The sequence below is a fragment of the Sessilibacter sp. MAH3 genome, assembly GCF_054658275.1.
Genome location: NZ_BAAGIE010000021.1, coordinates 48,067 through 67,074, shown reverse-complemented (window position 1 = coordinate 67,074; position 19,008 = coordinate 48,067). Strand labels below are relative to the sequence as shown.

Genomic DNA, 19,008 nt, shown 5'->3' with positions numbered 1-19,008 from the left:
AATAATTGCTTTATTTCACCGATTTTCTCAGCCAATTACTCTTGTTTAAAGGCGCACCGTAAAAACCAGGCGCGACTATAAAGAAAAATGGCGCAAAACAAAAATAAAGCCCAGGCCTTAGCGCTGGGCTTTATCTGTTCTAAACCAGTGCCGGCTATTATCTAGCCGATACCCAAGCTTAGATTACATCGCCAAGCTTTCTAGATTTTCTACCCGAGCCTTAATGGATTTACGCTCTTCTTCGCTGAGCGGAATCATGCCTTTTTCGGCTAAATAACCTTCTTCACCCCATGCCTTGCTGCTGGTGAACTCACTTAAATACTCAGCAATACCTGGAATAAAGTTGATGTGCTCTTTTTTCACGTAGAAATAAAGCGGGCGCGAAACTGGGTAGGTACCTTCAGCAATAGCATCAAAAGTGGGTTGTGAACCGTCGATAAACGCACCGTGAATAATGTCGGCGTTTTGATCTAGGAAGCTAAAACCAAAAATACCGTAGGCGGATTTATTTGCGTCTAACTTTTGAACAATAAGGTTATCGTTCTCACCGGCCTCAATATAAGAACCGTCTTCACGCACTGTGTGACAAATCGATTTGAATTGATCTTTGTGAGTTTTCTCAAGATCTTTAATCCAGCTGTAGCTTGAACAACCGGCTTCCATAACCAACTCAACAAACGCGTCGCGAGTACCTGAAGTTGGCGGTGGGCCTAAAACTTCAATTTTAGACTCAGGCAACTTAGCGTCGATATCGCTCCAGTTAACATAAGGGTTATCGATTAACTTACCAGGATTGGCTTCGTCGGGGGTTTTTTTCGCCAACGCCAAGAACAATTGCTTGCGAGTGATGTTTAGCGGCTCGGCTTCGGCAGAATTGCCAAGCACAATGCCATCATAACCAATCAAGACTTCAACGATGTCTTTAACACCATTAGCTTGGCATTGCTTGAATTCGCTGTCTTTTATTTTGCGCGAAGCATTGGCGATGTCTGGGTAGTTAACACCCACGCCCTGACAGAACAATTTTAAGCCGCCGCCGGAACCAGTAGCTTCAATTTTTGGGGTTTTAAAGCTGGTTGCACGACCGAATCGCTCGGCAACTACGGTCGAGAACGGATAAACAGTCGACGAACCAACAATCTCAATATAATCACGCGCTGCTAGCGCAGTATTTGCCACGCCAGAGCATGTCGCTAGCAGTAGGGTTGAAAGCAGTACTTTTTTCACAGGTAACTCCTAGAGATAACACTTCACAGCAGCCGCTTTGAAAGTTCAGCAGCGCATAAAATTCCGTGGCAAATTTATTTCAAAAATGTGTAAGAAATATTACAGCGGGCAAATTAGGTCGATTTTTCGTGTAAAAAAAAATAAATTTAGACCAAATTCGAGTATTTGTTGCTGATAAGATAGAGCTAGCGCCACAGTCTAACGACTGTATGCGACAATTTTGTTTAAACGACGACATATTTTCATTTTATTTATAAAAATTTTTGCACGTATAGGGAAAAATGAATATAAGACTGGTGTCTAGCAATTAATCTGTTTATTCGTATATTTTTTTGTCAGAACCGGTTTTTCAGGTTTAAGAACAACGGCTTTTTCTTATTAATTACTTAGAATAATTACAATAAATTAACGAACTTTCTCCACGATTATTCTCCGTACGCAAAAGATTTGAGAACTCATGAAATACGCCATCCACTGGCTTGATCAGATTGCAAAACTCACTGGCCTGATTTGTTCTTTCGCCATTCCATTTATGGTGATTATTACCGTGGCTATCGTTGTCATGCGCTATGGATTTGGAGTCGGCTCGGTGGCCTTGCAAGAATCGGTAACTTATCTACACGCCAGTCTTTTTATGCTGGCTATCGCCTATGCGCTAAAAACCGACTCTCACGTTCGAGTAGATATCTTTTACCGCCGCTTTAGTCCAAACACGCAAGCCTGGATCAACGCACTGGGCGCTCTGGTCTTTTTACTGCCATTAGTTTTGGTGATGATTATTTACGGTTGGGACTACGCCGCACGCAGTTGGGCCATCAAAGAGACCTCTATCGAACCCGACGGAATACCGGCTTTATTCTTATTAAAGAGCTTGATTGTGTTGTCGGCATCACTGTTGTTATTGCAATGCCTGGCCGAGGTCTTAGCAAACGCGCTGACAATTATTGATCGTCCAATCGAGCGCATCCGTGGAAAATAGCCGCCCAAAGCACAACGAATCTTACACAACTTCCATTTGCGCAATTTTAGGTTAGCTCGCCGTTGATTGAATTTATTCCCATTTTGCTATTTGTTTGCGTCTGCTTGGCACTGATGCTTGGCTATCCTGTTGCCTTTACCTTAGCGGGCGCTTCGCTGATTTTCGCCGGTTTTGGTATTGTTTTCGGCGTTTTTGAGCCAAGTCTCTTGGCCGCTATTCCCGATCGTTTTTTTGGCACCATGAGTAATTCAACCCTCGTCGCGGTACCGCTGTTCATCTTTATGGGCATCGTGCTTGAAAAAAGCCGCATCGCCGAAGACTTGCTAAAAAGCATGGCGCGATTATTGGGTTTTCTACCGGCGGGACTGGGTTTATCGGTTGTCGCCGTTGGTGCGCTATTGGCGGCATCCACGGGTATCGTTGGTGCCACCGTAGTGACCATGGGTTTGATGTCGTTACCGACGATGCTCAAGCAGGGTTACAGCAAGAGCTTGGCAACCGGCACCATCTGTGCGACCGGTACTTTGGGGCAAATCATTCCACCGTCCATTGCCTTAGTATTACTTGGCGATATTCTCTCTACCGCCAATCAGCAAGCGCAAATTAATAATGGCGTATTTAACCCAACCCCGGTATCGGTAGGCGATTTGTTTATCGGCGCCGTTATCCCCGGACTTATGTTGGTTTTCGCCTACGGTATTTACGTACTTTGGGCTGGCCGCAAAACTAAGCAACCGGCAATAAAAAACTCAGAAGACGAGCCAGACATCAGTTTGTGGTTCGCGTTAATCCCACCAATTTTATTAATCAGCATTGTGCTTGGTTCGATCATTTTTGGTGCAGCCACTCCCACCGAAGCCGCCGGAATAGGCGCGTTGGGCTCGGTGATATTGGCCCTTGCCAAGCGCCAACTGAATCTTGCGACCGTAAAAGAGATCGGCCTTGCGACCACGCGCGTAACTACCATGGTTTTTACGATTTTGCTGGGCGCGTCAATTTTCTCACTGGTGTTTCGTGGATTTGGCGGCGAAGAGCTGATCAATCACGGCTTTAGTCAACTACCCGGTGGGTTATTTGCTGCCACTTTGATCGTAATGCTGGTGATTTTCTTATTGGGCTTTATCTTAGACTTTATTGAGATCACCTTTGTGGTGGTGCCACTGGTAGCGCCGGTGTTAATTACCCTTGGCGCAGATCCAGTGTGGCTTGGCATTATGATCGCTATCAATTTACAGACTTCGTTTTTAACGCCACCGTTTGGTTTCGCACTGTTTTATTTACGTGGCGTAGCACCCAATTCTGTAAATACCTCCGACATCTATTCTGGAGTGGTACCCTTCATTGTGATCCAATTGTTGTTGCTTTTGGTGCTTAGTATTTGGCCTAACATTGTCACCTGGCCCATACAGGCTCTACCGCAATTGAGCCTTAGCCACTGAGTATTCAAAGGAGTGAACATCACAACAAGGAAGTCGGCGATAATGTGGCAGTATTTATGCTGACACTTGTTTCGTCTTCAATAATCAATAAACAATAATTAGAGATACCCATGAGCCATTCTTATAATGAACTCGACGAAACACCGTTACCTAACGGTGAGCTAGCTTTACAAACCGTCGCCATGCCCGGTTCCACCAACGCCAGTGGCGATGTCTACGCTGGTTGGTTGCTGTCGCAAATGGATATTGGCGGCTCCATGGTTGCCCAAGAAATTGCTGGCGGAAGAGTTACCACCGTCGCCGTAGGCAGTATGGCCTTCTTGCGGCCGGTACCGGTGGGATCGCAGATTCGCTGCTACGTAGAAACCTTAGAAGTAGGGCGCTCTTCCATTAAGGCATTGGTAGAGGTCTGGTTAAAGGCGCCGCAATCTCTGGAGTTGATGAAAGTCACCGAAGGTGAGTTTGTCTTCGTTGCCATAGATGCCAACGGTCGCACTCGTCCCATCGACAAATAAATCGCCCTATCGAGAAAATCGAGAAATATAAGCCAGACACAAAAACGCCCCGAAGGGCGTTTTTTTAAATCATATCGTTGTAGATGGCTATGTAATGGCAGCAACTGCCGCCCAACACAAATAAATGCCAAATGGAATGCGCAAAGGGAAGTCTATCGAGCGCATAAAAGATCACACCTACGGTATAAACAATGCCCCCAGCCAAAACCAGATCAATGGTCATTGGCGAAAGCTTATCCATTAGTACCGGAGCGGCAATAATACCAATCCAGCCCATTACTACGTAATTGATGACGTGAATCTTGTGGTACTGACCACGGCGCACCAGTTTTAAGGTAATGCCAGTAATGGCCAATGACCAAACCACGATGAAAAACGACCAACCCAATACACCGCCAAGACTAACCACCAAAAATGGCGTGTAGGTTCCGGCAATCAGCAGATAAATAGCGCTGTGATCGAACAGCCGCAGGACCTTTTTCGGGCCAGCAAAGGGAATGCTGTGGTACATGGTGGACGCCAAAAACATCAAAAACAGGCTCGCGCCGTAGATGGATACAGCCACAATCGTCCAAGCGTCGGCTTCGATGCTTGCCATTACAATCAAGAGCGTCACCGCCGATACACTTACCACGGCACCAACACCATGACTGATGGCGTTGACCAACTCTTCGGCGAGACTGCGCGCGCGACCTTTTTTGTCTTCAACTTTTACCGGCAGGTTCGCATCCGGCATGTGTATACTGTCGTTCATAAAATGAGTACTAACCTTTTGGGCGATCATCTTAATTCTTTGGATTTTTACTTGCTGCTGTTAGTTTAAAGAGTAGCAGCTGAATAGTGTCTGAGTAATTGGTTGTAACCGCAGATTTTGATGGCTGAGCAAAGCTTAACCCTGGCCAACCAGCGGCATAGACATGTGCTGATGCACGACCTGCCAGCGGTTGTCGGTTTTCTCCAACGCGAAAGTGGCTCGCACCAGGTTCTCAAAGCTTTGGCCGTTTTCTAAAACGCCACCGCAACGAATAATACCAAAGGCATAGGCTATGTGTTCACGCGCCTTGATGCTCAACTCGATAAAATCAAACACCATCGACTGCGGATTGTCGAGATGCCAATCATCCCAACTTTGACGGTAAGCCTCTACGCCTTCGTACTTGAGCGGCGGTAATACATCGAACATAACCAAGTCATCACGATGATGCCTAAGAATCTGATCATCCATACTCAAACGCGTACAGGTGGCCCATTCTTGCAAAATATTTTGGATGGCTTGTTCTTCGTGCTCCATGCTAATCCTCGTCAATAAATAGGCGACTACTGCGCCTTTGGAAAACTTTCTCGGGCTTTGTACCACGCCTGCTCAGAGATTTCGTGGTAGGCCTCTGCTTGATGTCGAAACTCTTCGTAAGCTTTGTACACTCGGGCAAACTGCGGATCTTTTGCCGCTAACTCATCGTACACCTCAAACGCCGATTTGCGCAGCGCTAAGAGCACATCTTTGGGCAGCTCGCGCAGTTGCACGCCGTGTTTTTCGACCAATTCTTTTAATGCCGCATTGTTGCGACTGGTGTACTGATCAAGGGTTAGCTGATTAGAAACAATCGCCGCGCGATAGACCATCTTTTGCAAGTCTTCGGGCAATGACTCGTATGCATCGCGATTGACAAGTAACTCAAGCGTTGGCCCCGGCTCGTGCCAACCCGGATAATAATAATATTTCGCGACCTGATAAAAACCCATCACCAAATCGTTGTAAGGGCCAACCCATTCGGTCGCGTCGATCACGCCGGTTTGTAGCGAGGTATACAGTTCACCGCCGGGAATGGTCACCGCAACACCACCGGCGCGATTCCAAACCTCGCCACCAAGGCCCGGAATACGCATCTTCAAACCTTTAATGTCGTCGATGGTGTTGATTTCTTTGTTGTACCATCCCGCCATTTGCACGCCGGTATTTCCGGCCGGAAAAGGCAACAGATTGAACGGTTCATAAAGCTCGCGCCACAATTCCCAGCCACCGCCTTCGGTAATCCACGCGTTCATCTCTTGGGCATTCATGCCAAAGGGCACGGTCGTAAAAAATACCGACGCTGGCATTTTGCCTTTCCAATAATAAGACGCGCCGTGGCCCATTTGCGCAGTGCCATTAGAGACCGCATCAAACACGCCCAATGCAGGTACAAGCTCGCCTGCACCATACACTTTGATTTGTAAGCGCCCGCCACTCATTTCAGTAATGGATTCGGCAAACTCGTTAGCGGCGGTTCCCAATCCGGGAAAATTCTTGGGCCAAGTGGTTACCATGCTCCAGTGATACACCAATTGATCACCGGTTGCGGTTTCAGATTTGGCGTAGACCTTGGTTGACCCGCGTTTTACGTACTGCGCAACCAACGCCGTGCTTACTAGCACCAATAGCAGAGTCAAAACCAGTACCGCAATGGGCAGCACCGTTCTGGGTTTAGACATTCTTTTTCCTCAAGGGAGATAACAATCTACAGCGGCGTAAGCTTGGCATACTGCATCACCAGCCACTTGTTACCAGCGTCATCAAAGTTTATTTGCACTCGGCTGTTCGGCCCACTGCCTTCTACATGCAAGATAACGCCATCGCCAAAAATAGGATGGGTTACACGCTGCCCCAAATGAAACCCCATTTCTTCCGGCGAGTCACTGTAACGTCTGCGACCCACCGGTTGTCGGTCAAACTGCACCGGACGCTGCACACTCGATTTAACACGAACCTCTTGAATGCATTCACTGGGAATTTCTTTGACGAAACGCGATACCGAATTGAAGCTTTCTTTACCGTGAATACGCCGTGATTCGGCGTAGGTGAGAAACAACTTGGTCATGGCGCGAGTGATGCCCACGTAGGCAAGACGGCGCTCTTCTTCCAAACGCGTTGGATCTTCCACCGACATCTTGTGCGGGAAGAGGTTTTCTTCAACACCGGCCATAAACACCAGCGGGAATTCTAAACCCTTGGCCGAGTGCAAGGTCATCAGCTGCACGGCTTCTTCGAATTCGTCGGCCTGTTCTTCACCGGCATCTAACGCCGCCGAGGCTAAAAAGTCTGCCAGCACGCTGAGTTCTTCTTCACCTTCTGCCACACCCGACGGCTCATAGCCCCGACAAGCGCTGATAAACTCGTCCAAGTTTTCTTTTCTAGCTTGGCCTTTCTCGCCTTTTTCTTTGGCATGAAAGGCCCCAAGGCCTGAGATATCGATGACCTTTTCGGCCAAATCGGCCAGATCCAAGTCGTCGGTAAAACCCGCCAGCGTATCGACAAGATGCATAAAGTTCTTAACCGATGTACCGGCGCGATTGGTAAACACGCTGTTAGACAACATTTTTGCAGCGGCCTGCCACAACGAAGCGCCCTCACTGCGAGCAAATTCGCGAATGTCATCGATAGTTTTACCACCAATACCGCGTGTAGGCGTGTTGATGACACGCTCAAATGCCGCATCATCGTGACGATTCAGTAACAAGCGCAAATAGGCGAGAGCGTTTTTAATTTCGAGGCGATCGTAGAAGCGTTGGCCGCCATAAATGCGGTAGGGCACAGACTCACGCAGCAAGACTTCTTCAAGCACTCGCGATTGCGCGTTGGAGCGATACAAGATTGCTACGCTGTCGCGAGGATTGCCTTGATCAACCCAACGCTTGATCTGCTCAACAATAAACCGCGCTTCGTCTTGCTCGTTAAAACCGGCATACAGCGAAATCGGATCACCGTCTTCGCCGTCGGTGCGCAGAGTTTTACCCAAACGGCCAAAGTTATGTTCGATAACACCGTTTGCGGCTTTCAAGATGGTTCCGGTAGAGCGGTAGTTTTGCTCCAAACGCGTGATATGAGTGTTGGGAAAATCGACATCGAACTGCTGAATGTTTTCGATTTTTGCACCACGCCAGCCGTAAATCGACTGATCGTCGTCACCAACGGCAGTAATAAAAGAACTGTCACCAGCGAGCACACGCAGCCACGCATACTGAACCGTGTTGGTGTCTTGGAATTCGTCCACCAAGATAAACGGAAAGCGCTGTTGATAATGTTTCAGCAAAATGGGGTTATTTAGCCACAACTCATGGGCACGCAGCAGTAACTCGCCAAAATCCACCAAACCCGAGCGCTGACAAGCCGCTTCGTATTCACGGTAAACGCTGAGCATGGTGCGCTCGTACAGATCGGCGGTTTCGATAACATGCGCCGCGCGACGACCTTCGTCTTTGTGACCGTTGATGTAGGAAGCCGCCTGACGAGGTGGCCATTTTTTATCATCAATATTTAAGGATTGATAAACGCGCTTAATCAAACGCAGCTGATCGTCGCTGTCGAGGATTTGAAAGGCTTGGGGCAGATTGGCTTCGTGCCAATGAGTTTGCAAAAGTCTGTGCGCAAGACCGTGGAAGGTACCAATCCATAAGCCGCGCGGATTCACGCCCAGCAGCTGCTCAACGCGCGCGCGCATTTCCCGCGCTGCCTTATTGGTAAAGGTCACCGCCATAATCGAAAACGGCGACACTTGTTCAACCTGAATCAGCCAAGCAATACGATGCACCAGCACACGGGTTTTACCCGAGCCAGCTCCCGCCAAAATAAGTTGATGCCCAGCCGGAGCACTTACGGCCTCGCGCTGAGCGCTATTTAATTGATCTAATAATTGCGATACGTCCATGGGCGGCATTGTAGCAGAGCGATTTATAGATACTCGGATTAATTCACCAAGGCTTTAAAATTTATCCGCGTCTCAATGACGGCTCTTTATTGAGAGAACAAGTGCTATTTTTACCCTAAGAGGATTTGTTTGCGGTAAGTTGTACAAACTCAAACACAGATTCTTGTAATTTCAGGCGGAAATGTGTGTAATTTCACTACAAAAAGTGGGCTGGAATTACAAAAAAAGATGAATATGCATCATAATCAACCATAAAATCAGCGCTTTTAGCCCCAAATTGCAGATTTTTACGTGCTTTATCGGCAAAATCAGCGTGTAGCACAACACTACCGAGTGCCAGAGCCTTGACCTTAAAACCCTCTGAAGTCACACAAAGTATTACCGACAACATTCCCACCATGCGCAAATCCGAGCGCAAGGTTGCCGAATATGTGCTCGAAAATACTCGCGATGTCATTCATATGCGCATTGTTGATCTCGCCAATGCTGCCAAAGTGAGTGAGCCCACCGTCGTGCGCTTTTGTCGTGCCGTCGGTTGCAATGGCTTTCAGGAATTTAAGCTGAATTTGGCGCAACAGCTGGCCTCGATACCAAACTTTGTACACGTGGCGGTCACCCGCGCCGATACGGTTACCACCTTTTCACACAAGATTTTCGATTCCACCGTAGAAACCCTGCTGCAACTGCGCGACCAGCTCGATCCCATCCAAGTTGAAGCGGCAATTTCGGCCATTTGTCGCGCCTCGCGGGTAGAATTCTTTGGCTTTGGCGCCTCCGGTGCCGTCGCTGCTGACGCACACCACAAGTTCTTCCGTTTGCAACTCGCAACCGCAGCCTATTCCGATCACCACATTCAACACATGTCGGCGATGAGCATGAAAGAAGGTGATGTGGTGGTTGCCATCTCGCAAAGCGGTCGCACCAAATCGTTATTGAACTCAATGGCTTTGGTAAAGCAGCAAGGCGGGGTGGTGATTGGCATTTCGCCGAGCAACTCACCCATTTCTCAAGAGGCAAGCATCAATATTGATGTGAATGTGGATGAAGATTTAGACATCTATACGCCATTGCTGTCGCGCATTGCCCATTTGTTGGTGATTGATATCTTAGCGATTGGCGTTGCTCAACAAAAAGGCGAAGGACTTCACGAGCATTTGTACAAACTCAAACAAGGTCTGGTGTCTTTACGGGTTTAGTCGTGAAACCTAGTTAACGCGCTGGGCGATCAATAAAAATTCGCGATTGCCATCGCCGCCTTTAATGGGGCTTTCTAGATAACCTTGCACCTCAAAACCCAGCGCTTCAACTTCTCGCTGAATGCGAGCTTTTACCTGCGGATACAGTCGGGCATCGCGCACCAAGCCGCCCTTGCCAATGTTTTCTTTACCGACCTCAAATTGCGGTTTTACTAAGCTGATCAAAAAGCCTTTCGGTTTTAAAAAGCGACCCAAATTCGGCAAGATCAACGATTGCGAGATAAAAGACACATCCATCACGATCACATCAAAACCCTGCGGTTCATAGTCCAGTATGGTTTCCGGCAGTTCACGGGCATTCACACCTTCAAGACAGGTTACCTTGGGATGTTCGCGTAATTTGCCATCGAGCTGATCGCGACCAACATCCACACCCACCACACGCTTAATGCCCGATTGCACTAAATAATCGGTAAAACCGCCCGTAGATTGACCAACATCCAAGGCCGACTTGCCAGTCAACTCGATGCCCGAGAACTCAACCGCCGCCTTAAGCTTTAGGGCACCGCGGGAAACGTATTGCAATTCGTCTAAGTCATCGAGCTGAAATTGAATATCGTCAGGCAACTTGAGGCTGGGTTTAGACAACACCTGCCAATCGCTGCCACTGCCATAGCGAACGCCGCCTTGTTTGATAATACGTGCCGCCTGCGCTCGTGAGCTTACCCAGCCGCCTTCAACCAAAAGTACATCTGCGCGATTCATGTGTTGCTATGCTGCCTGTTCGTCGATTTAAGTATTACTGAAAGGAAAAATATGTACGAGATTATAGAGGTGAACGCCGAGACTACCTATCCCTTGCGTTTAGAACTTCTGCGACCCAACCAAACACTCGCCGAAATGGCCTTTCCCGGTGATCGCGATATTCACACACGTCACTTTGCCGCTGTACTTAAAAACGATCTATCGACGTTAAAAATCGAAAATCTCAATCCGGAATCTATCTATGGAATTGTCTCGGTGTATTTTGTTGAGAATTCCGTGATTGGCGCACAATGGCAAATTCGGGCAATGGCAACCCGAGCACAATGTCGAGGCCAAGGCCTAGGCCGTTTATTGCTAAACGTTAGTGAAGACTACTGCAAAAATAACACAATTATCGAACCTTCGTATATTTGGGCAAACGCTCGTGTCTCTGCATTAGCGTTTTATTACGCATGTGGTTATCAAGCCGTGGGCGATACTTTCAACATTGAAGGCGTTGGCGAACATCGTCTAATTAAAAAACCTTTGATAAAAAACTTTTAGGACGCTTTGATAAAGCTCATTTATAAATCCGTCCTTGTAAATTTATTTTTAAAAAATGTCGCAAATAGCTAAATAATTCCGTTAAATCCTTCAGGAATCTCAGATTAACTCCGCAATGATTTAATCCGTGATTCCAATAAAACCATGATCAGTAAAAATAGCTTATCAAGCCTGTGTTTTTATTCCTTAAAATTTAAATTTTAAAAATACATACCATTAATTTTTATTTTTTGTTAATCCATCCTTATTATTTTAAATAATTTAGTTTAAGATCACCCAGTAATTAATCGCTAAACACCTTTGTAAAATTAATCTCTTAACGTTTGTAAATATTTTAATAATTTTTAAAAAGGCTTTTTAAAGTTATTGGTCAAAATATTTAAAACCGCATTAATTCGCATAACCGAATTTACCAAAGATTAATTTAAGGTTACTTAATTAAGTTTAAGAAACTCTGATTAAATCATGAATGAGTTAAGCAGAGGTTCCTTTAGTGATTATCGGTCATTTAATTGATTCCAATTAAATACTCATTACATGGATTCTTAAAAACAAGGTGTGTTACCCATCACGGATTTAAATCGGCACAGGTAATTTTTGAGCATTTTTAATACTGCCTCTGCATACGCTTGTCGAAAACACCCTATCTAAACACGGCACAAAACCAGTTTAACTATTTATGATTTATTAACGATTTATTTTAATTATTCTTAAATAACTCATTAACGATATTTTTGGCCCAACCTTGTTCGGCTGCGTGCACCTGCACGCCCGTAATTTGCGAAACGATAGAAGTATTTAAATGTTAAATTTTTATTTGGCCGTCGTCGTATTTTTTTCTTTTACTTGGCTATTCGAATATTTATACGGACTCAAAACCGGCAAGAATACCTACAACGGTAATGAATTTTTATCAAATATTTCCATGGGTCTAACCAGTACGCTGGTTAGTGTTTGCATAACACTGATCAGTGTGCCTTTGTATATTTGGATTTATGAAAACGCTTCTTTATCGTTTCTTAAAAACGCTGTCGTAGCGCAAATTATTGTTGCAGTAATTGCGTACGATTTTTTGTACTACTGGAATCACCGCTGGCACCACACCATCAGTTTTTTATGGCTCGGTCACTCGGTACATCACTCGGGTCAAACCTTCAATTACAGTACATCATTGCGCCTAGGCGTTATTGCCTCTGCCACCAGCTGGGTGGTGTTTATGCCTTTGGCCATGCTAGGGGTAAGTGTTGAGGTGTATTTTGGTATTTACGCGGTACAGTTGTTTTATCAACATTTAATTCATACGCGACATATTCCCAAGCTCGGTATTTTAGAAAAATTCTTTTACACGCCGTCTCACCACCGCGTGCACCACGCCAGCAATAAAGAATACATCGATAAAAATCACGGTTGTTTTACGATTATTTTCGACAAGCTCTTTAATACCTACGCTGAAGAACGCGACGATATAAAAACCGTATACGGCACCACGCACGTAGTCACCAGCCACGTGCCTTCGAACGTGAATTTTTTTGAGTTAAATCGACTTATTCAGTATTTGGGTCGCAAAGCACGGCCGATAAAACAATGGCTTTCGGCGCTGTTTGGTGGCCCAGACTACGATGAACAAGACAACACAGCGCACTTGCCGCGGCCTGCTCTTGCAGATTATTCGCACAATGTTACCAAGTACGTAACCGCTTTATTTTTAAGCGCGCTGTTTTTAGCGCTTTATATAGCCATCAACTTTTTAAACAAAGCGCAAACCTTGGATTTTTTATCGTTAATGAGTTTTGTCATTTTGGTTATTGGCATTATCGACATCGGCGCGCTGCATCTTAATCAATCACCAGCAACCTATCGCAGCCTTATTTACACCATGATTTTATCCAGTTTGGCGTTTTTTCTGTGGCAGCGACAGCAGCTGAACATCACTATTTTTGCTTTTGTCTTGGTCTTTTTAGCGGTTCACACGCTGATACTTTTTTACAAAAAACGACCAAGCACTCACTCGTTTGAAGGAATAAATTATGACAAGTAAAACCAACAGGGACATTACCGTTGGCTCAAAAGCCTGTAACTTTCTGCTAAACCGATACAACAAATACAAAGAGCGCGGTTATGCTGATGTGGTTTCGAGAATTTTTCACGGTATTCCTTCAAAGCACGCGCAAGTGAGCTATAACAATATCGAATTTTGTGACAACCCCACCGACAGTTCGCACATAGAAATTCAAAATGTATTGCATTTGGGTTCTTACAATTACTCGGGATTAAACGGCCACCCGGATATTATTGCCGCAGCAAAAACTGCACTTGAAAATTTTGGCACCACAACCAGCGGAGTGCGTTTATTGAACGGCACCTCGCGTCTTCACATTGAGCTTGAGAAAAAACTGGCCGAATTTTTACGCTACGATACCGTTATTACCTACAGCAGCGGTTTTGCAGCTAATCTTGCCGTTTTCGATACATTATGTGATGCCAACGATGTTATTTTTTCAGATTCACTGAACCACGAATCTATCGTTAAAGGCATTGAGCTTTCCGGCGCACGCTGTGAAGTTTTCCCGCATAAAGATATGGCGGCGCTAGCAGCGTTACTTGAAAAAGAAAGTCCTGAAATTCGTAAATTTATTGTTACCGATGGCGTATTCAGTATGGATGGCGATTTGGCGCCATTACCTGAACTGTGCGATCTCAGTGAAAAATACGGCTGTTTCTTAATTGTTGACGACGCCCACGGCACCGCTGCCATCGGCCCGAATGGCCGAGGTACGGTTGCGCATTTTGGCTTAGAAGACAAGGTAGACATTATTACCGGTTCATTAAGCAAAGGGCTTCCCGGTATTGGTGGTTTTGTTGCTTGTAACGATAAAACCGGCATTGTGCTTCGCACCGGTTCGGCACCTTATATATTTTCTGCATCAATACCACCGGCAACGGCGGCGGGTATTTTAAAGGCCGTAGAAATTCTAGAAACATCACCCGAAATTGCCGAGAGTCTACAATACAACGCTAAATTTCTTCGCGATAGCTTACGTGCCGCAGACATTGATATTTTAGACAGCGAAACAGCGGTTATTCCCATCGTAGTTCGCGCCGACGAAAAAGCCTTTATGCTTGCCAAGCGTTTACACGAAAAAGGTGTTTACGCCAATCCGGTGGTATTTCCTGCGGTAAAAAAAGGTCGCGCTCGCGTACGCTTAAATGTCAGTGCCGATTTAACGCAACAAGAACTGGACTTCGCGGTTAAAACATTAATCGAAGAAACCAAAGCTGTACTTGAGTCTACCAACGCCTTGGCACCCGCGGAGATGGCTTGATTCTCGATGCAAGGCTCGAACTATACAACAACCTGGGTCAGCTCGCTGGCCGAGGTTGGCGAACACCATTGGCAGACGTGTTTTCCTGAGGACGATATTTTAAGATCGTATAAAATGCAGCAGGTATACGAAGCGGCTCATTTAAGCGATGTTAAATTTCATTATTTGCTGATTAAAAACACGTCCGTGGATTGTGTTGTTGGGTTATTGCCGTGTTTTGAATTTCGATTATCAATGACCGACGTTGCACCACAGGGTGTGCAAAACGCAGTCGCACAAGTTCGAAAAATATTCCCGAATTTTTTGCGGGTCAGCGCCTTTGTTACCGGTAGCCCAATCGCCATTTGTGATGACTTAATTGGTATTAATCCCGCTTACCGACAGCAGAGCAATCGTATTCTGAGTTTGGCCTTTACCGAGTTTGATGCTAAAAGTCAGCAACTGAAAAAACAAATGGTTGTGGTTAAGGAAATTCGCCAACGTTATTTAGACAGTTTCAAAAATCAATTGTCGGAATCCTACTTGTTGGGCGAAAGTCCGCCCACCAGTTTTGCCTATGTGGGCGAGATAGATGGCAAAGATTATTTACACGCGTTCCGCAATCGCTATCGTAGTTCTATCAAAGGCTATTTAAATAAGTTTGCAAAAACCGGTTTACGTTGGGAAATTGTCCAGGATTTTGGTGAACATGCCGAAACCATGTGCAATCTTTACTTAAATGTTTTAAATCATTCCAAGGTAAAATTCGAACGGCTCACGCCGGATTTTTTTCGCGCTGCAAACTCTATTTTAGGTGAGCAATCGTCGGCGCTATTATGCTTTGAAGGCGATAACATTATTGCCATGGAATTGATCATTCAAGGCAAGCAAATGCATCCTATTTATTTGGGAATGGATTACCAATATTTGCAAAATTCCGGCTTGTACTTCAACTGTTTAATTCGCTTACTTCAAGAAGCTGAAAATCGTGGCAGTTTTGTTGTTGAGCTTGGCCAAACCAGTTATGAGGCTAAATCGAATTTCGGGATTTGCTTAGAAAAATTATACGTTGCCATTAAATACAATAACCGTCTCGCGAATGGTTTGATAAGCCTATTCAAAAATCAGTTATTTCCCGCCTACCAACCGTTACGCGAGCGTAATTTATTTAACAACACGCAAGCGCATCGCGACAAGCTCGATCAAGCTCTTGCAGCAGACAGAGAGCCTTATCAATCATGAATACCTTGACTCTCTGCGCTTCGTTTGAGGATTATCGTTTAGATATTTTTAACTCGATTCAGCAAATAGATGCGATTTTTTGGGATGATCACATCGGTAAGCTGGATGTCAGTAAAAGCCATCAATTTTTAACCGACATAGAACGATGTTTTCCAGAACGCCAATATCGTTATGTTATGGTATACGCCAATCACGATCACAACAAATTGGTTGGTTTATACTTTGCCTGCCAGTATCAACACGATTTGCTGTTAACTGCACCGCCCGCGCTGAAAACACTCACGAGCGGTATACGAAAAGTGTTTAAAAATTTCGGCGCCGTTGCTGTTGCTATGACAGGTAATCTGGAAACGCACAGTCAAACTTGGTGGTTTGACGAAAAGGCTCTGTCACAAGCTCAATTTTTTGCACTACTCGCCGGGTCGTTAAAATCGGTGTTTAAGAAAGCGTTTTTATACATTGTTCGTGATTTTAATATCGCCATACGTGATTTTCCAAGCGAGCTCAACCAAGCGCTAAACGATCAGCACTATTTTTTAACCGAAGGCTTACCTTTGGCGTTAGTGCATAGCAACGATCTTACCCCTGAAGAATACAAATCTCGTCTCAAACAAAATTACCGCAAATTGGTACGCAAAGCGTTGGAGAAGTTCGAACAACAGCAATTTAGCGTTACGCGATTGGATAGCTTTACCGAATGGGTAGATATTATTTATCCCATGTATTTAAACGTTCACGCTCGCGCTAAAGAATATGCCCGCGAGCCTTTTTCCCGTGAATTTTTTCTAACGCTGGCGAGTGCTGAAAATCATTATGCCGAACTGACCCTGATACTCGATAAAGACCACCAAGTTGCCGCATTTACCATCAGTATATTCGCCGGTACTTCTTATAATCCTTATCTATTTGGTTGCCGAGAACCTAGCGACAATGATCCTAATTTTTATTATTGTTTAATGTGGTTCGACCTAGAAAACGCTCACTCAAAACACATCCCTGTAATCGACATGGGTATTACCAATTATTTTCCAAAGCAAAACTTTGGCGCCGAACTTAAGCCTCTCAACATGGCAGTATCTTTGTGTCGACCACTGCGGTTTTTGAGTCGCAGCCTCGCTAAGGGTTTAAACGAACCACAACCACCCGTGCGTCATGTGATGCGGTAATTTATACTTGCGAACGGCTTTCAGAAATTTCTGATGTGAATTTTACGACGATAACAAAACGCAGGTAATTTGTGACACACGCAGAATCTAGGGTTGAAAACGCTACGGCGAATGAATCTTCTAAAGCGCAACAGGCGGTAATTGATCAGATAGAAGCCAAGCGAGATTTTTACCAAGCGCAAATAGAGCAACAAAACAAACAACTGGCGCTATTGTCTAAAATTCGTGTAACGCTCTTTTTGGGATTTATTGGGCCGTTGGCTTTTTTAGAACACGGTTTGTTTTTGGTAATTCCAAGCGTTATTTCATTGGTACTATTCATTGTTATTGTTAGACGTTACCAAAAAATCAATCGCAATAAAAATCACCATTGCGATCTTCTTGCTATTAACCAAAGAACCTTAGCGCGCATTTGTCGCGATTGGACATCTCTGGATCAAGCCAAAGATGACACCGACGATGCTATTTTTTGGCACGACCTTAACATTGGTGGTACTAAGTCATTTTTATCGCTAATTAATTGCATCAGTTCACCGCTGGGTTTTTCACGCATTAAAGCTTGGTTAAAAGAACCCGCACGTACCGAGGTCATTTATGAACGGCAAGCCGCACAACAAGCCTTAAAAACTTTGCTCGATTTTCGTCAGCACATTAATGCTCTGGGTTTGAAAATTGGCGAAATCAACCAACTGACCTTATTAACACAATGGCTGAAAACACAGCCGCAAAAGGGCCGTGCATCGGTTATTAATCGCCACTTATTACTGGCGTGGAATCTATTGGGGTTAGGCGCCATCGGCGCTAGTGCTTTTTCAATTATTTCGCCTTTATTACCAGCACTCTATGTTCTTGGTAACATTGTTTTAATCGTAAAAAATTCCGTTCAAGTTAAAAATCTGTATTTTCACATTAATATTAAGCCCGAGCAGATTAATGGTTTAAAAGAGCTCAGCGCGTCTATTGAACAGCTTTCTACAGACAACCGTCAGTTAAAAGATTTACAGGCACAGTTATCGGATCAAGACGGACATTTTTCACAAAGCTTAGAGCGCTTGCATCAATTAATTTTGCTCTCTGAGTTGCGCCTTAACGTGATTCCTTACGCGGTAATTTCGTTATTGGTGTGCTGGGATTTACACGTATTGTTAAATGCAAATATCTGGGCAGATCGCTTTAATAACCGTTACGAAACACGGTTAAGAGCCGTTGCCGATTTTGAAGCGCTGACCACACTCGCGGCACTGGCTTACGAAAATCCAAGCTGGACGCTACCGACCATCGAAAATAATTTAACGAGCGCTATTGTTATCGAAAATGGCGCACATCCGCTTTTAGCAGCAAACAGTGCAGTTACCAATTCGTTTGAATTAACCCAACAACAACGTGTGTGTGTTATTACAGGTTCACATATGTCTGGTAAGACCACGTTTTTACGAACCATAGGCGTTAATGCAAAATTGGCGATGATCGGCTCTGTGGTTTGCGCGTCACGCCTATCTATGCCGCGCATAGAAGTTCTCACGAGTATGCATATTTCTGACTCATTGCTCGACGGTGTTTCGCTATTTATGGCCGAAGTCATAAAAATTAAGGCCATTATCGAGAAGCTAGAACGTATTCGCAGTGAAAACGATACCAATACGTTATTTTTACTGGACGAAGTTCTACGAGGTTCTAACGATTTAGAACGTAAATTTGTCTTTGTAGAATTATTAAAAAAGCTCGAAACCTACGGTGGTTATGGGTTAATTTCGACCAACGATATTTCCATTGCAAGGTCATCGGAGGTCGATGCCATTGTCGAGCAATATCATTTTCAAGAGTCTTTATCTGAGCAAAATCACGGTGTTAATTTTGAGTTTGATTATAAACTCAGACCGGGCTTGGTTTCTAAAACGAACGCACTGCACATTTTAAAATCAATGGCAGTGGTGTAGCGGCTTATATAT

The 19,008-nt window shown here is 45.0% G+C and carries 16 protein-coding genes; 10 read left to right on the top strand and 6 right to left on the bottom strand.

Annotated features, from left to right (window positions below):
- Positions 1-183: 183 nt before the first annotated feature.
- A complete protein-coding gene (locus ACYQ2C_RS13375; RefSeq protein ID WP_460103245.1) occupies positions 184-1,227 on the bottom strand; it encodes a substrate-binding domain-containing protein in 1,044 nt (347 codons plus the stop codon).
- Between the two features lie 457 nt (positions 1,228-1,684).
- On the opposite strand from ACYQ2C_RS13375, the gene ACYQ2C_RS13370 reads away from it, so the two are divergent.
- From ACYQ2C_RS13370 to ACYQ2C_RS13360, 3 genes are all read left to right on the top strand, one after another.
- The gene (locus ACYQ2C_RS13370) at positions 1,685-2,206 is read left to right on the top strand and encodes a TRAP transporter small permease subunit (RefSeq protein WP_460103247.1); all 522 of its coding nucleotides are present in this window, start codon (positions 1,685-1,687) and stop codon (positions 2,204-2,206) included.
- A gap of 62 nt (positions 2,207-2,268) precedes the next feature.
- Positions 2,269-3,645 (top strand): TRAP transporter large permease, encoded by a 1,377-nt coding sequence (locus ACYQ2C_RS13365; RefSeq protein ID WP_460049134.1) that lies wholly within the window; start codon positions 2,269-2,271, stop codon positions 3,643-3,645.
- A 110-nt stretch (positions 3,646-3,755) separates the two neighbouring features.
- Positions 3,756-4,160: an acyl-CoA thioesterase gene (locus tag ACYQ2C_RS13360; protein ID WP_460049135.1), complete on the top strand. Its 405-nt coding sequence runs from the start codon at positions 3,756-3,758 to the stop codon at positions 4,158-4,160.
- Between the two features lie 64 nt (positions 4,161-4,224).
- On the opposite strand, the gene trhA is transcribed toward ACYQ2C_RS13360, so the two are convergent.
- The 4 genes from trhA to uvrD form a co-directional block, all read right to left on the bottom strand.
- Positions 4,225-4,914 carry a PAQR family membrane homeostasis protein TrhA gene (trhA, locus tag ACYQ2C_RS13355; RefSeq protein ID WP_460049136.1) on the bottom strand — a complete coding sequence of 230 codons (690 nt, stop codon included), beginning with the start codon at positions 4,912-4,914 and terminating at the stop codon, positions 4,225-4,227.
- A 135-nt stretch (positions 4,915-5,049) separates the two neighbouring features.
- On the bottom strand, positions 5,050-5,451 hold the full coding sequence (locus tag ACYQ2C_RS13350; RefSeq protein ID WP_460103252.1) for a YybH family protein: 402 nt from the start codon (positions 5,449-5,451) through the stop codon (positions 5,050-5,052).
- Positions 5,452-5,477: 26 nt separating this feature from the next.
- Positions 5,478-6,632 (bottom strand): TRAP transporter substrate-binding protein, encoded by a 1,155-nt coding sequence (locus ACYQ2C_RS13345; protein WP_460049138.1) that lies wholly within the window; start codon positions 6,630-6,632, stop codon positions 5,478-5,480.
- 26 nt (positions 6,633-6,658) lie between these two features.
- On the bottom strand, positions 6,659-8,845 hold the full coding sequence (gene uvrD / locus ACYQ2C_RS13340; protein ID WP_460103254.1) for a DNA helicase II: 2,187 nt from the start codon (positions 8,843-8,845) through the stop codon (positions 6,659-6,661).
- Positions 8,846-9,189: 344 nt separating this feature from the next.
- On the opposite strand from uvrD, the gene ACYQ2C_RS13335 reads away from it, so the two are divergent.
- Positions 9,190-10,041, top strand: coding sequence for an SIS domain-containing protein (locus ACYQ2C_RS13335; RefSeq protein WP_460049140.1), 852 nt, complete (start codon positions 9,190-9,192; stop codon positions 10,039-10,041).
- A 9-nt stretch (positions 10,042-10,050) separates the two neighbouring features.
- On the opposite strand, the gene ACYQ2C_RS13330 is transcribed toward ACYQ2C_RS13335, so the two are convergent.
- Positions 10,051-10,806 carry a TlyA family RNA methyltransferase gene (locus ACYQ2C_RS13330; RefSeq protein WP_460103257.1) on the bottom strand — a complete coding sequence of 252 codons (756 nt, stop codon included), beginning with the start codon at positions 10,804-10,806 and terminating at the stop codon, positions 10,051-10,053.
- 51 nt (positions 10,807-10,857) lie between these two features.
- Between ACYQ2C_RS13330 and ACYQ2C_RS13325 the strand changes: the two genes are divergently transcribed.
- The 6 genes from ACYQ2C_RS13325 to ACYQ2C_RS13300 all read left to right on the top strand — a co-directional run bounded on the left by ACYQ2C_RS13325 (position 10,858) and on the right by ACYQ2C_RS13300 (position 18,996).
- Positions 10,858-11,349, top strand: coding sequence for a GNAT family N-acetyltransferase (locus tag ACYQ2C_RS13325; protein WP_460103259.1), 492 nt, complete (start codon positions 10,858-10,860; stop codon positions 11,347-11,349).
- A gap of 802 nt (positions 11,350-12,151) precedes the next feature.
- On the top strand, positions 12,152-13,387 hold the full coding sequence (locus ACYQ2C_RS13320; RefSeq protein ID WP_460103261.1) for a sterol desaturase family protein: 1,236 nt from the start codon (positions 12,152-12,154) through the stop codon (positions 13,385-13,387).
- On the top strand, positions 13,377-14,672 hold the full coding sequence (locus ACYQ2C_RS13315) for an aminotransferase class I/II-fold pyridoxal phosphate-dependent enzyme (RefSeq protein ID WP_460103263.1): 1,296 nt from the start codon (positions 13,377-13,379) through the stop codon (positions 14,670-14,672). The genes ACYQ2C_RS13320 and ACYQ2C_RS13315 overlap by 11 nt, the downstream gene beginning before the upstream one ends.
- A 6-nt stretch (positions 14,673-14,678) precedes the next feature.
- Positions 14,679-15,893: a hypothetical protein gene (locus tag ACYQ2C_RS13310; protein ID WP_460103265.1), complete on the top strand. Its 1,215-nt coding sequence runs from the start codon at positions 14,679-14,681 to the stop codon at positions 15,891-15,893.
- Positions 15,890-17,059 (top strand): GNAT family protein, encoded by a 1,170-nt coding sequence (locus tag ACYQ2C_RS13305; protein WP_460103267.1) that lies wholly within the window; start codon positions 15,890-15,892, stop codon positions 17,057-17,059. Before ACYQ2C_RS13310 ends, ACYQ2C_RS13305 begins: the two co-directional genes overlap by 4 nt.
- 71 nt (positions 17,060-17,130) lie before the next feature.
- The gene (locus ACYQ2C_RS13300) at positions 17,131-18,996 is read left to right on the top strand and encodes a MutS-related protein (RefSeq protein ID WP_460103269.1); all 1,866 of its coding nucleotides are present in this window, start codon (positions 17,131-17,133) and stop codon (positions 18,994-18,996) included.
- Positions 18,997-19,008: the final 12 nt, after the last annotated feature.

Bases quoted from the DNA above. Each gene is read 5' to 3' on its own strand.
- ACYQ2C_RS13345 (WP_460049138.1), bottom strand. From the start codon at position 6,632: ATGTCTAAACCCAGAACGGTGCTGCCCATTGCGGTACTGGTTTTGACT.
- ACYQ2C_RS13370 (WP_460103247.1), top strand. From the start codon at position 1,685: ATGAAATACGCCATCCACTGGCTTGATCAGATTGCAAAACTCACTGGC.
- trhA (WP_460049136.1), bottom strand. From the start codon at position 4,914: ATGAACGACAGTATACACATGCCGGATGCGAACCTGCCGGTAAAAGTT.
- ACYQ2C_RS13325 (WP_460103259.1), top strand. From the start codon at position 10,858: ATGTACGAGATTATAGAGGTGAACGCCGAGACTACCTATCCCTTGCGT.
- ACYQ2C_RS13350 (WP_460103252.1), bottom strand. From the start codon at position 5,451: ATGGAGCACGAAGAACAAGCCATCCAAAATATTTTGCAAGAATGGGCC.
- ACYQ2C_RS13320 (WP_460103261.1), top strand. From the start codon at position 12,152: ATGTTAAATTTTTATTTGGCCGTCGTCGTATTTTTTTCTTTTACTTGG.
- ACYQ2C_RS13315 (WP_460103263.1), top strand. From the start codon at position 13,377: ATGACAAGTAAAACCAACAGGGACATTACCGTTGGCTCAAAAGCCTGT.
- ACYQ2C_RS13310 (WP_460103265.1), top strand. From the start codon at position 14,679: ATGCAAGGCTCGAACTATACAACAACCTGGGTCAGCTCGCTGGCCGAG.
- ACYQ2C_RS13305 (WP_460103267.1), top strand. From the start codon at position 15,890: ATGAATACCTTGACTCTCTGCGCTTCGTTTGAGGATTATCGTTTAGAT.
- ACYQ2C_RS13330 (WP_460103257.1), bottom strand. From the start codon at position 10,806: ATGAATCGCGCAGATGTACTTTTGGTTGAAGGCGGCTGGGTAAGCTCA.
- ACYQ2C_RS13360 (WP_460049135.1), top strand. From the start codon at position 3,756: ATGAGCCATTCTTATAATGAACTCGACGAAACACCGTTACCTAACGGT.
- uvrD (WP_460103254.1), bottom strand. From the start codon at position 8,845: ATGGACGTATCGCAATTATTAGATCAATTAAATAGCGCTCAGCGCGAG.